The sequence below is a fragment of the Thermosporothrix hazakensis genome, assembly GCF_003253565.1.
Lineage (GTDB): Bacteria > Chloroflexota > Ktedonobacteria > Ktedonobacterales > Ktedonobacteraceae > Thermosporothrix > Thermosporothrix hazakensis.
On the sequence record NZ_QKUF01000016.1, the window covers coordinates 21,326 to 36,669 of the forward strand.

General features: G+C 53.9%; 9 protein-coding genes. 6 read left to right on the forward strand and 3 right to left on the reverse strand.

Annotation, left to right across the window (positions count from 1 at the left end; all coding sequences use genetic code 11):
* Positions 1 to 175: 175 nt before the first annotated feature.
* Entirely contained in the window at positions 176 to 1,954 is a 1,779-nt protein-coding gene (locus EI42_RS19760; protein WP_111324365.1) for a cation:proton antiporter, read from the reverse strand.
* Between the two features lie 623 nt (positions 1,955 to 2,577).
* On the opposite strand from EI42_RS19760, the gene EI42_RS19765 reads away from it, so the two are divergent.
* Positions 2,578 to 2,940, forward strand: coding sequence for a hypothetical protein (locus tag EI42_RS19765; protein WP_137686432.1), 363 nt, complete (start codon positions 2,578 to 2,580; stop codon positions 2,938 to 2,940).
* Positions 2,941 to 3,144: 204 nt separating this feature from the next.
* Here EI42_RS19765 and EI42_RS19770 read toward each other — a convergent pair whose 3' ends face one another.
* Positions 3,145 to 4,083: an AraC family transcriptional regulator gene (locus EI42_RS19770; protein WP_111324367.1), complete on the reverse strand. Its 939-nt coding sequence runs from the start codon at positions 4,081 to 4,083 to the stop codon at positions 3,145 to 3,147.
* Positions 4,084 to 4,255: 172 nt separating this feature from the next.
* Between EI42_RS19770 and EI42_RS19775 the strand changes: the two genes are divergently transcribed.
* The 5 genes from EI42_RS19775 (at position 4,256) to EI42_RS19795 (ending at position 7,967) form a co-directional block, all read left to right on the forward strand.
* Positions 4,256 to 4,657 carry a (R)-mandelonitrile lyase gene (locus EI42_RS19775; RefSeq protein WP_111324368.1) on the forward strand — a complete coding sequence of 134 codons (402 nt, stop codon included), beginning with the start codon at positions 4,256 to 4,258 and terminating at the stop codon, positions 4,655 to 4,657.
* A 198-nt stretch (positions 4,658 to 4,855) separates the two neighbouring features.
* Positions 4,856 to 5,239, forward strand: coding sequence for a DUF2255 family protein (locus EI42_RS19780; protein ID WP_111324369.1), 384 nt, complete (start codon positions 4,856 to 4,858; stop codon positions 5,237 to 5,239).
* A gap of 27 nt (positions 5,240 to 5,266) precedes the next feature.
* The gene (locus EI42_RS19785; RefSeq protein ID WP_111324370.1) at positions 5,267 to 6,250 is read left to right on the forward strand and encodes an aldo/keto reductase; all 984 of its coding nucleotides are present in this window, start codon (positions 5,267 to 5,269) and stop codon (positions 6,248 to 6,250) included.
* A 308-nt stretch (positions 6,251 to 6,558) separates the two neighbouring features.
* Positions 6,559 to 6,885 (forward strand): carboxymuconolactone decarboxylase family protein, encoded by a 327-nt coding sequence (locus EI42_RS19790; protein WP_111324371.1) that lies wholly within the window; start codon positions 6,559 to 6,561, stop codon positions 6,883 to 6,885.
* Between the two features lie 56 nt (positions 6,886 to 6,941).
* Positions 6,942 to 7,967 (forward strand): zinc-dependent alcohol dehydrogenase family protein, encoded by a 1,026-nt coding sequence (locus EI42_RS19795; RefSeq protein WP_111324372.1) that lies wholly within the window; start codon positions 6,942 to 6,944, stop codon positions 7,965 to 7,967.
* Positions 7,968 to 8,973: 1,006 nt separating this feature from the next.
* Here the strand turns inward: EI42_RS19795 and EI42_RS19805 are convergent.
* Positions 8,974 to 15,333: a type I polyketide synthase gene (locus EI42_RS19805; protein WP_111324374.1), complete on the reverse strand. Its 6,360-nt coding sequence runs from the start codon at positions 15,331 to 15,333 to the stop codon at positions 8,974 to 8,976.
* Positions 15,334 to 15,344 lie beyond the last annotated feature (11 nt).

Consider the following 15,344-nt stretch of genomic DNA (forward strand, 5'->3'; position numbering starts at 1 on the left):
TCCGATAAAGAGAGCGTTTCCGGGAGGCGGATAGACGAGCGGGCCCTGCTTCTCGCGAATTGATTGCCTGCCACTCATCCCCGGCCCTCTTCACGCAATGCTGTCAGGATGTGAAAATCACCACGTATCTTGTTTTTTATGCTTTTGTGCACAAAAGAGAAGCGTGTGGCTGATGTTATGACCCTGCCCCGCGCTTCTCAAGGTGGTGCCTCTCCAGACTTTCGAGTGCTGGTTCAACGGGCCGTTTCGCCACATAATCATCAAATACTTTTCTGACAGTCTCGATACAGGTTTGTACGCTCTGCTCTGTATACCCCAGGTACAGCAAGGTATCATTGATAAGCTGAATACTGCCCTCGATCTCCGGGTAAATGACCACATTTGCCTGAAGCTCAAAAAGCTGTTTTGCGTTCTCCTCATTCGCGGCGCGTGTCAATACCGGCACCTCCGGAGCGATCTGGCGAATGGTTGCCACAACGCTGAGAATCGTTATGCCAGAGGGGATGGTGACCACTGCCGCTTTGGCCTGTTTCAAACGTGCGACGTCCAGAATATCCGAATTCGCCGCGTCCCCGAATAGAGAGGGGATGCCTCGCTGTTGCAATTCTGTGATTGCGCCTGCATCCAGCTCAATGACCAGGAGAGGCACTTGCAGACGTGAGAATACATCGACCACTCGCTTGCCCACGCGTCCATAGCCGATCAGCACCACATGATCGTGCAGGCTCTCGCTGATCGGCTGCTGGATCGGAGCATACGTATCCAGGCGCGACCAGAGCGGGCCAATCTTGCGCAATACTTGTTCGATTCGCGGCAATTGATGGAAGATCAGCGGATTGAGCGTAATCGAGATCAGCGCCCCGGTGAGCAGGAGCGAATATTGATCCTGATGTATCAATTGTAGCCTCATCCCTGTTTGCCCGAGCAGGAACGAGAACTCACCGATCTGGCTTAATGCCACCGCCACAACCAGCACCGTGCGCGCCGAACGCTTGAAGAAAAGGCCCAGGAACAGCACTATCACCCCTTTCCCCAGGATAATCATGGCGGTCAGGGCCAGCACCTCCCAGGGCCGTTGTAGCAACATATGTGGATTAACCAGCATCCCGATGGAGACAAAGAAGAGGACTGCAAACATTTCGCGCAACGGCTCTATTTCAACCTCTACCTGATGCGAGAGGGCCGATTCATGGACGACGACACCGGCAAGGAATGCGCCAAGTGCCAGAGAGACACCGAAAAACGAGGCTGCGCCTACCGCAATCGCCAGTGTCAGGACGATGATCGTCACAATGAACAGCTCCCGCGAGCGAAAGTGCGCAATCCGTATCAGTAACCAGGGAATCACTCTCTTTCCGACCAGCAAAATCAAGATGACAAATGCCGCAGTCTTGAGGATTGCAAGCCCTGCCGCCTGCCAGACCGGTTGGCCTGTCTTCGCAAAGAACGCGGGAAGCAGCACCAGGATCAGGACCGTTGCCAGATCCTCAAGGACCAGCCAGCCCACCGCTACCTGTCCATGCGTCGTGTTCAACCAGCCATGATCCATCAGGTTTCGCAAGAGCACAACAGTACTGGCGATAGAGACGGCAAGGCCAATTACCAGGCCTGCCGGCCAGCTCCAACCCCAGAGCGTGGTTAGCCCCAGGACCATGAATGTTGATAATATCATCTGGAACAGGGCGCCCCAGATCGCGATGTCGCGCACCGCCCATAAGTCTTCAAGAGAGAAATGCAGGCCCACCCCGAACAGAAGGAAAATAACGCCAAGTTCTGCCAGTTCCTGAATTGTGTGAATGTCACCAACAAAGCCCGGCGTGAACGGGCCGATAATGACCCCTGCCAGCAAATAGCCAACGATTGGCGGGAGTTTGATAAGACGCGCGATGCATCCTCCTATAAGGGCAATAAGAAGAGCTACGGTGATGTTGGTAAGGATAGGAAATTCATGCATAGACGAGAACCCCCTTCGATCGTTGGAAATGCACTTTCTTTATGCACACAGGCTACCCATATAGATATTGGTGTAATGGCAGCATGTTGACCACCTGGCCAGTCTTAGAGTGTGAAGCATATTGAAAGAATGTATTTTCTGAAATGGCGGTAATGAACTGTCTGATGTTATTATCAGAGAATAACAATTATTAAGAGCACTGGACCATGTTCTCTCTCTCCCTCGATCACAGGAGCGGCGGGGAGGGAAGAAACTCGCTGCTTTTTCGGGCCTCCAGATTCTCAGTCTGCTTCCATTATATGGGGGTGGACAAAGAAGGAGTGCCAGGAATAATGGGATGTGTCTCGTCGGGAAGAAGAGTGAGAAGAAGACGACGCGGAACGTGACAGGGGTACTGTATCGCTGAGCGTGCCGGTGCTCTCGCTGTGGGTATCGGATGGACTCCTCTTTGTTACGAAGGGATGGTCAATTCCGGGACGCTTGTTCAAGCGACCTTCCAGCACATCAATGTTCCTTTCTGGACATTGGCCATTGAAGGACAGTTCTCTCTTGCTCCCCTTCATCGCAAGAGGCATGCGCTGATCAGCTTGACATATTGTATAGTTCGCGGGTGCCTTATTGGAGTGATCATTGCTTGCATCGAGATTATTGTTGTGGGACTGCTGATTCGGTTTGCGGGAAAACAGTTTACGCAGGAAGAGGCAACCACTTCAATAGGATTACAGGTGATTCGAGCTCTATTCTTTGGCGTGGAGGGCAAGTTCTGGGAAGATTTTGCTCTGGGCATGCTGGTCAGCCTCTGCTTTGCTTATGCACACCATCCGGAGGAGGAAGAGCGCTTCTATCGAGGTTTGAGACGAGCGTCCCCTTTTTTGAGTGTAGTGGCGGTTGTGTTGCTGACATTCTGCGCTCTCTGGAACGTTCGGGTGAGTTATCCTGTCGTGGCGCTACAGTATATGGTGCCACTAGTGCCCTTTGCTCCCTGACTGCTGTGTTTTATCGTGTCGCTTGGCTGGAGCCTTCTGCTGCTCTTCGGGAATGTCCCGTTCCTGATGGCGTTTGAGTGGAGGCCCTTACGGACATAGGGGACGATTTCATGTAAACGAGACCACAGCATCGGCACTTGAGGCCATGCCGGATTGTATAGGAAACTGATGCGTTAGGTGAAGCTTTTCCGCTCCTCGGGACGTTTAAGGGAGGGTTGCTTCTCGTAGCCGCTGCACGTCGCGCCTTGGAGGCACTCCGAAGAGGCTTTTGTATTCTCGATTGAAGTGGGATGGATCCCGGTAGCCTACACGATAGGCCGCGCTGGCAGCGTCGAGATCTTCTGAAAGCATGAGCCGTCGTGCCTCTTGTAGCCGCAGCCGCTTCTGGAATTGCAGGGGGCTCAGCGCAGTGACAGCTTTGAAGTGCTGGTGAAATCCCGAAACGCTCATGCCCAGTTCGTGGGCAAGCTCTTCAACACGCAATGGTTGGTCAAAGTTTTGATGGAGCCACTTAACCGCTCTCGCGATGGGAGAAGCTCCCTCTCCCAGAGTTGTTACCAGGTAGCGAAGCCGGCTCCCCTGTTCTCCGATCAGGAGCCGATAGACGATTTCTCGCATGATCAGCGGCTGGAGAACAGGTGCTTCGGCGGGAGTGTCCAGAAGCCTGGTGAGACGCAGGGTCGCTTCCAGCAGCTTCGTATCCAGGACACTGACATCAATGGCTCTGACTCCTGAAGGCTTACTTGAAGGGACGTAACCCGCTTCGAGCAAGACCGAACTGACCATAGCGGGATCAAGAGAGAGGCGGAGACCGAGAAATGGCCGCTCTTTCGAGGCTTCGAGGATCTGGCCGATACTGGGCAGCTCAACCGTTGCGAGAAGATAGTGAAAAGGGTCGTATCGGTAACGGCTCTCACCGAGGAGGAATTCTTTGCTTCCCTGAGCAACCACACACACCGACGGATCAACGACGCTGTACACACGCTCGAGAGGCACAGAGTGCCGGTACAGGTGGAGACCTTGAAGTGGTTGGACGGATCCATCAGAACTGATGACGCGCTCGATCCGCTCAACCAGTTCCTCGCGATAGGCTTGCAGGATGATCGCCTCGCGTTCTTCCTGCCGGTTCATGATCACTGTCATTGCTGCCTCTTTTCTGGTGTTTGCCCTGTCGTTTGACCATTTTGGAGAATCAGCCAATCATTTTCAAGAATTATTCTATCACTCTCTGCTTCAGGCTGTCTATACTAATCAGTGAGAGGATCCACCGGGATCACAGAAGCTGGACTTTTCTTCAAGAAGGAGAATGGAACATATGGAGATCAAACGAAGCGGCTCGCAACCATCTGGCAAAGGGCCGGCTGAATACTTTACTGGCGTGGTTCGCCTTGATCCCCTTTTCGAGGCTCCCAATCCGGCACGTGTATCCGGGGCCAGTGTGACCTTCGAGCCCGGTGCGCGAACGGCCTGGCATACGCATCCACTCGGTCAGACGCTGATTGTGACGGCTGGCTCCGGTCGGGTACAACGCGAGGGGGGGCCGATTGAAGAGATTCATCCGGGAGACGTGATCTGGTTTCCACCGGGAGAGAAACATTGGCATGGGGCTGCACCTACGACCGCCATGACACATATCGCTATTCAGGAGCGGCTCGACGGCAAAACGGTTGAGTGGATGGAACCGGTAAGCGACGAGCAATATCGGGGCGAAGCGTAGAGGTAGGATCTGCCATATGAGAAGCTCCCGGCGATCGCTTCTCTCGCCTGCTCTCCTGGCTGTTCGCAATGGATGGGGCCTCTGTAGCAAAGGGGGTGATGCTCGCCAGTACCGTGTAGCGGGCATTCTGAAGGAGAAGCAGTATGAGAGGAGCCCCAATTGATAAAGATGTTATTGTGTCCGGAAGGAGGTTCTGCTATGACAAACTGGATACCCGAAGAGCTTGAACACATTGGTGCGGCGGATGAACTGCAACTCGCGACTTTCAAGCAGGATGGAACATTGAGAAAGCCCGTCACTATCTGGGTCGTTCGAGTGGGTGGTGATCTGTATGTGCGGGCGTATCGGGGGCGTGAAACAGCCTGGTTCCGTCACCTCCAGCGGCGGCCCGAGGGGCGGGTTGAGGCTGGGGGCGTCACAAAGAATGTGATATGTATAGATGCGAGCCGTGATAAGAAACTTAATACTGCGATAGATGTAGCGTATCAAGCGAAATACAGGCGCTACAGTGCGACCTATGTTGACCCGATGGTTGCTCCACAAGCGCGTGAGACCACATTGAGATTGATGCCGTCTGTGTAAAGAAGCAGAATGAGAGGAAGTGCATATATGGAATACACGAAGCTTGGCAATACCGGGTTAGATGTGTCGCGTATCTGCCTGGGGTGCATGGGGTTCGGGGACGCAAACCGGTGGCTGCATCAGTGGGTGCTGGATGAAGAACAGAGCAGGCCGATTATCAGGAAAGCCCTGGAATTGGGGATCAATTTTTTCGATACGGCGAACGTCTATTCGATCGGCAGAAGTGAGGAGATTCTAGGGCGCGCCTTGAAGGATTTCGCCAATCGGGATGAGGTCGTCATTGCCACCAAAGTACACGGCAAAATGCATGACGGTCCCAATGGTGCCGGACTGTCGCGCAAGGCAATTCTCAGCGAGATTGATCACAGCCTCAAACGACTTGGAACCGATTATGTAGACCTCTACCAGATTCATCGCTGGGATTACCAGACTCCCATTGAGGAGACGATGGAAGCGCTACATGACGTGGTGAAGGCTGGTAAAGCTCGCTATATCGGAGCTTCTGCTATGTTCGCCTGGCAGTTCCAGAAAGCACTGTATGTTGCCGAGAAGCATGGGTGGACTCGCTTCGTCTCGATGCAGAATCACCTCAACCTCATCTACCGTGAAGAGGAGCGAGAAATGCTGCCGCTGTGCCGCGAGGAAAAGATTGGAGTGATCCCGTATAGCCCTCTGGCGTCTGGCAGGTTGACACGTGATTGGTCGGGGACAAGTACGCTTCGTTCCCAAACCGATCAGATCGCGAAAAGCAAGTACGATGCGACCGCCCAAACCGATCAACAGGTTGTTTCGCGGGTGGCAGACATCGCGGAGAAACGGGGGGTTCCGCGCGTGCATATTGCGCTTGCCTGGTTATTGCAGAAACAGCCAGTAACGGCCCCGATCATCGGAGCAACCAGGATCTCACATCTGGAGGATGCCGTTGGAGCGCTCGATGTCCACCTGAGCGGGGAAGAGGTTGCCTTTCTGGAAGATCCGTATGTGCCGCATTCTATCGTCGGTCATCAATAGAACAGAAACACCAGTCTAATCGTTACCTTTTTCATGGGCGGTACGTGAGTCGTAGAGGGTTTTTTAATGGCTTACTATGGAGAAGATAACGACTGGACTTCAGAAGGAAGAGTCTACCGCGGGCAAGCGATAGGTCTGGCATTGTGCGGTGACTGGCGGTGCTGAGGCCCTCTTGAGGAGAAGCGGCCAGGGAGCATCTGGTGTGAGCAGAGGGCGAAACACTCCATCTCCAATCCTGCTCTCCCGCGTAGAGCTATACTCAAAAGCATGAGTAAATCGACTGATGAAGCAGAAAGGATAAAAGGATAATGACAGCAAATAAGGAACCTTCGGGCGCCGAAAAGATGTTCGGGGATTTTGCGCCTGCTCTGGTGGAGTACACGGACGGGGTTTTGTTCGGGCAGGTCTGGAAGCGTCGGGAACTTTCACCGAGAGATCGTAGCCTCATTACAGTCGCAAGCCTGGTGACCAGCGGAAGCACAGAGCAACTCGTCCACCATCTTGGACTTGCGATAGAGAACGGTGCGAGTGAACAGGAACTCATCGAGGTCATCACTCACCTTGCCTTCTATGCTGGCTGGCCCAAAGCCATGTCTGCGATGGCTGTTGCCAGGAAGGTCTTTCGTAGCAGCTAACTGGACGCTTATCCCCACCCTGTGCTGATGAGCGTCGTTTATGGAGGAGATGTGTCATGCGAGGAACGTTGCTTTATGGTCCTCGGGATGTGCGCTTCGAGGAGCGCGAAGACCCGAAGATCATCGAACCAACAGATGCAATTATCCGGATAGTAGCGACCTGCGTGTGTGGGTCCGATCTGTGGCCCTATCGTGGTCTTGAGCCGTTTAGCCAGCCTCAGCCAATGGGGCACGAGTACGTTGGTGTTGTCGAGGACGTTGGTTCCGAGGTCAAAAACATCAAGGCAGGTGATTTCGTTGTTGGCTCGTTTGCTACCTCCGACAACACCTGCGAGATTTGCAGGGCGGGCTATCAGTCTCGCTGTGTCCATGGCGAGTTCGTGTCGCAGACGATCGGCACACAAGCCGAGCTGGCCCGTATTCCGCTGGCTGATGGCACCCTGGTTGCCACGCCGGGCAGGCCTGATGAGAACTTGATCCCATCACTGCTGGCCGCCTCCGACGTGCTCGGGACCGGTTGGTTTGGAGCCGTTGCCGCCGATGTGGGGCCGGGTAAGACCGTGGTGGTCATTGGTGATGGAGCTGTCGGGTTGCTTGCCGTGCTCGCGTCCAAACAGTTGGGCGCTGAGCGGATCATTGCGATGAGTCGCCATCCGAAACGCCAGGAGCTGGCCCGCGAGTTCGGCGCGACCGAGATCGTCACTGAACGTGGTGATGCGGGTGTGGAGAAGATCAAGGAACTTACCGACGGACTCGGTGCACATTCTGTCATCGAGGCGGTGGGCACACAGGAGGCGATGCTGCAAGCGATCCGCTCCACGCGGCCCGGGGGCTCTGTTGGATATGTCGGCGTCTCCCATGATGTAAAGCTGGATGGAGATGAGTTGTTCTTCTCAGAGATCCATCTGCATGGTGGCCCAGCTCCGGTGCGCCGCTTCCTGCCGGACCTCATTGACCGAATCTGGAAGAGGCAAATCAATCCCGGCAAGGTGTTTGATATGCAGTTGCCTCTGGCGCAAGTTGCTGAGGCTTACCGTGCGATGGACGAGCGTCGAGCCATCAAGGCGCTGCTCTGGCCGTGACGCCGACGCACTGGCTATCGTTTTCGTACATATCCTGGTCGTGATTGGCGTACGCCTACCTGTTTCCCCGGTTGCTGTTACCACTAACAATGGAGATGGATCTTCATCGCGCGCTCTCTCTCGTATGAGGAGCTACATTGATCGCGCTCTATTCCCGGATCATGGGATTGGCCGATCGCTGAATGTGCATCAGAGAGAGGAACAGCGAAAAACGGGCGTACGCCTATCGCAGGGAGGCCGTCACGATGAGACTGAGCAACAGACGAGGCTCCCGTCTTGCTGCTCAGCACCGAGGAAGTGAGTGTAGGTGTTGCTGCGATAGGTAGGAATCTGCTGACTCCAATGCTGTTCTTTGCTCTTCGCGATAGACTCCAGATAGGCGAAAGAGTAAGTCCCCTTCATCCATATACTGCTCTGGGAAGCGGGACGGGCTGATTTTGCGTGCGTCTCTTCGGGAACCAGTGGGGGCTGTCTCCTTCTTCCGGTTTTCAGAATAGATGAGCAGCCCACCGCTTCTTGTCGTTGTCTCGCTTTTAGCGATTGTTGGTATCCCCCTTCCTGAAGGCAGAGGCTTTTTAGCCCGTTTTTGAAGATCATTTTCGAGGTGTTCCTGTGTGTCTGGTACGGCTGCATATCGTGGAAAGGCCAGGGCGCCCATCATCTGGCTATGAACGCGAAACGGAAGCGAGATACCGGAAAAACAGGTAAATAGACAGGGTTGCTTATTGGCTCTGCTGGTCTGGATGATAACAGAGCGGTATCACGCTGGATGACTGAAGGCATTGGACATCGTTTGTGGCCCATACACATCAGATCTGCTTTTGAATGATATTCGGGCTTTTTCTTTGAGCCGCCGGGTAAGGGCAGGAGGCTCGATCACGAAGTGATGCGCACAGGAACACTGCCGGCAAGAGGTCCCTGTGCGCTTTGGTCCCGATTCGGATGTGAGCGTCAAGGAAGAGATAGCCTGTAATCTCAAGAGCACCTTTTCTCTGGAGCGGGAACGCTATTCAAGGTCAGCTAGCTCCTGAAGTAGGAGTGTTTCTACCTCCTCATCTGAGAGGTGGCTGATCTGCTCCTCATCTATTGTTGAGGGGCTCTGTTCCTCTGGCTTCACACTCCCTTCTGATGGTGAAGGCGTCGCTTCCTTTTCTGCCAGCAGAAGAGTATGCAGGTGTTGCGCCAGTGATGCAATGGTCGGATAATTGAAAATGAGTGTTCCTGGCAGGGGAAGGTGCAGTATATCTGCCAGACTATTCTTGAGTTCAAGTGCCATAAGCGAGTCAATCCCAAGCGTACGTAACGAAACTGCTCTACCGAGCCGGTTCCCATCCAGATGAAGAATCTTCGTGACCTGCTCACGAATAAGTGTTTCCAGAATATGGACGGCTCGCGCCCCTGTAGAGGCTAACAGGACGTCTCGCACTCCTGGCTCTTCCGGATCTGGTTGCTTGCCCTGGCTCAAAAGCAACTGGAAAAGAGGGTGATGATGGCCGCTGTCCCATTTCTGCACATCGAGAGGCATAACAATGGCCTGGATCGGTTTTTGCTCGAGCAGATACCTCAAGATTTGCAATCCTTCCTCGGGGAGGATACTTCCAAGTCCCTGCTGCGCAAGCCTTTCGCCCCGTCTCTTTTCCGCGGCTGCCAGACCAATGTGGGCCCAGGGGCCCCAGTTGATGGAGAGTGCAGGTAAACCACGAGCCCTTCTGTAATGAGCCAGAGCGTCAAGAAAGCTATTTGCTGCTGTATAGTTCCCCTGACCGGGAGAACCCAGAACAGAGGTTACTGAAGAACAGAGTACGAAGAAATCTAATGTCAGATGGTGGGTCTGCTGATGAAGTAACCAGCTCCCCGCTACTTTCGGACCCATCACATGAGTGAAATGGTCAGGGGTCAGGCCAGAGAGCGTCTGATCCTCAAGTAAACCGGCAGCATGGATTATGCCACGTAGTGGTGGCGCATGTTGTTGTATCTGCTGGAAGAGTGCGCTAACTTCCTTCTCGACCGTGATATCGGTCTGAATGGGCTGAATCCGCCCACCTACAGCTTCGGCCTCGGTTAGAAGCGCTGCTGGTACTTCTGTCTGTGCGGCACTTCTACTGGCCAGAATAATGGTGCGTGCCCCCTCTTTGAGCATCCAGGAAGCAAAGGCCAGGCCCAGTCCTCCGGTGCCTCCCGTGATTAAGTAGCTGGCATCTGCCCGGAACAGTTTCTGTGGGAGCGGGCTGATCATAACATCTTTATTCTGGAAAGTGAGCACAAATTTGCCGATATGCTTTCCCCGGGCCATTTCGCGGAAGCCATCGGTAGCCCGACTGATGGGTATAGCACGATAAGGCAAAGGATGCAATTGCTTTTCCTCAACGAGCCGCTTCAGTTCCAGCAAGAGCGAACGGACAGAAAGGGGCTTTTCGCGCCAGAGCCGTTCCATATCGACAACAAAAAATGCCTTGTTCTCCTTCAGAGTGCTCAAGTTCAGGTTCATGTCCTGATACACATCGCGCTTGCCCAGTTCGAGAAAACGTCCATTTGGAGCAAGGAGCGAGAGGCTGGCAGAAAGAAAATCTCCGGCCAGAGAATTGAATACAACGTCTACCCCCTGACCACCTGTTATCTCCCTTACCTCGTTGACGAAAGAAAGGGAGCGAGAATCCAGGATATGACGAATACCCAGTGATTGCAGGTAGGAGTGCTTTTCAGCACTACTGGCAGTCGCGAGGATCTCTGCTCCCGCTAACTGTGCGAGTTGAACGGCTGCTAATCCTACGCCTCCCGCTGCTGAATGAATCAGGATACGCTCATCTGCCTGGAGTCTGGCAAGCACGTTTAACGCATAGAAGGCTGTAATAAAGGCGACAGGTAGGGTAGCCGCTTCTTCCGGGAGAAGATGGGCGGGTTTGGGAATGACAAGCCGCGCATCAGCGAGTGCATGTGTACCGAAACAATGTTTGGCTACAGCCAGCACCTCGTCACCGGGTTGAATCTCGGTTACATGCTCTCCAACTGCGACAACTCGTCCTACACATTCATCACCCAGGGTATGGGCCCCGGTATCGGGATACAGACCAAGAGCCTTTAGCACGTCGCGGAAATTCAGCCCTGCAACCAGCACTTCAATTTCTACTTCCTGCGGGCCCGGCTTCTGTCGGCGGGTTTCGTGCAACGCTAACCCGTCAAGCGTTCCCTCTTTGGTCTGAACGAGCATAAATGGACGTCCATCTGCTCTGATGGGTTGCTGTGGGCTGGCTGTATTTGCGCTTAGTTGAAGGCGTGGCACATATACTGTATCCTCGCGAATAGCGTATTCATCCTCAGAGGCATTGAAGAGGAGAAGATTGCTGCATAGCTCAAGCTTTGCATTGTTGCCGAGATCAATAAGGCTGGCCCGTAAATTCGGGTACTCCAGGCGAATCGTGCGGGTCAAACCCCAGGTGCATGCCTGAGCCAGGGCGTTTCCGGAATCTGATGGCAGAAGAGGAACGCCTTGCGATAAAACCCAGAGACGGGGTGTGGATGCCAGAGAAAGCGTATGCAATGCTTGAATCAGGAAAAGGAGACTCAGGTAGCTACTCTGTGTTGTTTCGTCTGAAGCATCGATACAGGCGTGAATAATGCCACTCCATTGCTCCTGAGTAACGAACTCTGCCAGGAGATCCCGGTAGGCGGCGGGGTTCTCACCTGCAAGCTGGAGGTGTTCTGTCAGCGATACAATATGGCACTGTTCTCCCTGTGCTTCCAGATGTGTACACAGTTGTCTACTCACTGCGCTGTTATCTGCCAGAAGCAGCCACTTCCCGGCAGGCAACGCTGAAGGAGGAGAGGGTGTAAACGGGTGCCACTCAAGATTATACAGCAACCCCAGAGGAATATGTTTCTGCATCCCTTGAATTCGCTGGAAGCTGACATTTTTCATTTCAAGGAGCGGTTGCCGGTGGACATCATAGAACGTAATATCGCCTTTCTCCGTATCAGAGGTGGCCCCATCGTGGCGGGCGGCATGGTTTGTATGGTTGCTGGAGTGTACCCGGCACCAATGCGGTAGACTATCGGTCCGATAGATGTGTATGTGCTCAAAGCTCACAGGGAGATATGTGGCGTCATCAGAAGCTTTCAGGAAGCTTGCAACTGCGAGCTGCAACCCTGCATCGAGTAAGGCCGGGTGAGGAGAAGCGGTTTGTGACTCCTCGACAACGTGAAGCTCCGCGAGAGTAGACCGCTCACCTTGCCAGTACTGTTTTACTGTCTGGAAAGCAGGCCCGTAGAAGAGCTGATGTTTCTGTAGAAGATCGTAGAGTTTTTCTGCTGGCTGCGGATGAGAGCGTTGTGGTGTGAAAGGCTCAGATGAGGAGCTATGTTGTACTGTGACACGGATGTTTCCCTGTACATGGCAAACCCATTGCGCTCTTTCCTCACCCTTCCGACAACTGAGAAGCTTAAAGCTATAGCACTTCTCGCCTGTGGGTAACAGCAACAATTGAAGAGAGCGCGTCACTGCCTCAGATAGCAGGAGCGCTTCTTTGATCTCCATCTGCTCTATGCTATATGGTGTTGCCTGCGATAATGAGGCTAATGCTTCCATCACAAGCGTCAGATAGAACGTTGCTGGTAGTAGTGCCTTCTCTCGTACCCGATGATCCCGCAGATAGATGGGAAACTCGGGCGAAACCGGAATGTCCCAGTAGTGGCTTCTGGCTGGAAGCGCTCCCTCAAAATGCTGACCGAGCAAACCATGTTGTTTATGGCTCTGCTGCATAGATGCATTGGACGCGGGCAGAACATCACTGAACCAGAAGCGCTGACGCTGCCAGGGATAGGGCGGGAGGTGAACATGATTCCCTGCCTCGGGATAGAGCTGTTGCCAGTTGAGCTGGCAGCCCATGCTGTAAAGTGTGCCCAATGACCGGTAGAGCGCTGTTGGGTTCTCGCGATAGAAAGAGGGGATACTTGTGTGAGAGGTGCCTGTTGTTTCCCTCAACGAGGTAAGCAGAACAGGATGGGGACTGATTTCAATGAAGATGGTGTTCTCAACCTGGTTCAAGCTCTGAACGGTCTGCGCAAAGAGTACCGGATTTCTTAGATTGTGAACCCAGTAATCTGCATCGAGTTCAGAGCCGAGGCAGCGGTTTCCTGTCACGGTTGAATAGAAAGGGATCTGAGCTGAACGTGGCCGAAGCGGGGCAAGCATTTGCCGCAAGTCCTCCCGGAGACTATCGACCTGTGGACTATGTGAGGCTGCGTCTACCTTGATAAACCGGCAGAAGACGCCTTTCTGCTGAAGCTGTTGAACAATGGTATTGAGTGCCGCTGTATCACCGGAGAGTATCGTTGTGCTTGGGCTGTTGCTGGCTGCAATTGCCACAAGGTCTTCATAGCCCTGTAAGGCCTGCCGCGCTCGCTCTATGCCGACTTCGATCAAGGCCATTGCCCCTTTGCCGCTGATTCGGCGGAGCAGCTGGCTCCGTAAACAGATAATTCGGGCAGCGTCATCCAGCGTCAGAATGTTGCTACAGCAGGCCGCTGCGACTTCGCCCATGCTATGGCCGATAACAGCGGTTGGCTCGATGCCCCAGGAACGCCAGAGGGCAGCCAGAGCGTATTCTAGCGCGAAAAGAGTTGGCTGAACAATATCGATCGCCTGAGACGTGGGCTGTTCTGGCGGTGCCAGGCATTCAGCCAACAGCGAGAAGTGGCTGTATTTCTGGATAAAAGGCTCGCATGCTTCCATTGCTTGCTTAAATACTGGCTCTGTTTCCAGCAGATAACGCGCCATGCCGGGCCATTGTCCTCCCTGGCCGGGAAAGACAAAAACAATTCCAGAGGGTGTAGTCTGTTCATCCTGCTCAAGAGGCTGTTGGGCAAGCTCAAGCAGAGCTGAGATCACATCTTCCTTTGTGGTTCCGGTGATCAGTTGGCGATAAGCATGCTGTGTCCTTCTCCGGCTTGCTGTATAACAGAAATCAGCGAGGGAGAGCGCGGTATCCTCCGTTAGCCATTGCGCCCACTGCCTTGCAACCTCTGAAACAGCCTGCGAGGAATGTGCGGTGACGGGTAAAAAGAACCGTCGAGACCGCTGCTCTATCGGTGGGGAAACAGGTGCTTCTGCCAGAACCGCATGTGCATTTGTACCGGTCACGCCAAAAGAGTTGACGCCCGCGATGCGACGCTGTCCCGTCCATGGGATGGGCGATGTTGAAATGCGAAGTGGCAAATCTTCCCAGGGAAGGGCAGAAGTTGGCTGTTGATGGTGCAAACTGGGTGGAATGATTCCATGCTTCAGACTGAGCGCTGCTTTGATAATGCCTGCGATTCCGGAAGCGGCTTCAGTGTGGCCGATATTTGTCTTGATGGAGCCGATATAACAGGGCTGTTCTGGCTTGCGGCCATCGGCCAGAAACAGGCCCAGGGCCTGTAACTCGGTCGCATCGCCAACGCTTGTCCCGGTGCCGTGTGCCTCCACATATTGGACTTCGGCAGGAGAGACCCCTGCTGCACGATAGGCTTCACGTAATAACTCCTGCTGCGCCTGGACTCCGGGAGCAACCAGTGAGTGACCGCGTTGTCCATCGTTGTTTATGGCACTGCCCAGTATCACGGCATAGATGTCATCTCTGTCTGCAAGCGCAGCCGAAAGGGGTTTAAGCAGCACCATACCCGCACCCTCGCTCCGCACATACCCATCTGCTCTCGCGTCACCAAACTTACAGTGTCCATCAGGTGAGAGCATTCTGGAACGAGAATAGCCGATGGTAATATGTGGCTGCAAGATTACATTGACTCCGCCCGCAAGTGCCATTGCACACTCACCGTTACGCAACGCCTGACAGGCTAGATGAACTGCGACCAGCGAAGAAGAGCAGGCGGTATCGATAGCCATACTGGGTCCCTGTAAGTTCAGCGCATAGGAGATACGGCCTGCGGCTGCGTAACGCCCTCCCCCGGTCGTAATATAGAGGTTGATATCAGAGGTTGCCGCAAACATCTGATCCTCATAGTCACCTGTCCATATCCCGACATAGACCCCTACCTTCTGATCATTGATGACCTGTCCCGCATCGTCCAGCGCCTCCCGGGCAAGTTCCAGGAGGAGACGCTGTTGTGGATCAATGAAAGGGGCCTCACGAGGTGTGATGTGAAAGGCATTGGCATCAAACAGATCAATATCCTCAAGAAAGCCACCTTTATCAGATGCAATCTTGCCAGCGGTCCCGGGTTGGGGATGATACAATCCCCGCGTTTCAAAGCGCGTAACCGGGATTTGTGAAATTGCATCCTTGCCATGTATCAGAAGTTGCCATAAAGAAGAGGGGTTATTGGCCCTCCCCGGGTACCGACATCCAATCCCGACAATTGCTACAGGCTCCATCTTTCTCCTCC

Coding starts and splice junctions, on each gene's coding strand:
- EI42_RS19760 (WP_111324365.1), bottom strand. CDS start 1,954: ATGCATGAATTTCCTATCCTTACCAACATCACCGTAGCTCTTCTTATT.
- EI42_RS19770 (WP_111324367.1), bottom strand. CDS start 4,083: ATGACAGTGATCATGAACCGGCAGGAAGAACGCGAGGCGATCATCCTG.
- EI42_RS19775 (WP_111324368.1), top strand. CDS start 4,256: ATGGAGATCAAACGAAGCGGCTCGCAACCATCTGGCAAAGGGCCGGCT.
- EI42_RS19780 (WP_111324369.1), top strand. CDS start 4,856: ATGACAAACTGGATACCCGAAGAGCTTGAACACATTGGTGCGGCGGAT.
- EI42_RS19785 (WP_111324370.1), top strand. CDS start 5,267: ATGGAATACACGAAGCTTGGCAATACCGGGTTAGATGTGTCGCGTATC.
- EI42_RS19790 (WP_111324371.1), top strand. CDS start 6,559: ATGACAGCAAATAAGGAACCTTCGGGCGCCGAAAAGATGTTCGGGGAT.
- EI42_RS19795 (WP_111324372.1), top strand. CDS start 6,942: ATGCGAGGAACGTTGCTTTATGGTCCTCGGGATGTGCGCTTCGAGGAG.
- EI42_RS19805 (WP_111324374.1), bottom strand. CDS start 15,333: ATGGAGCCTGTAGCAATTGTCGGGATTGGATGTCGGTACCCGGGGAGG.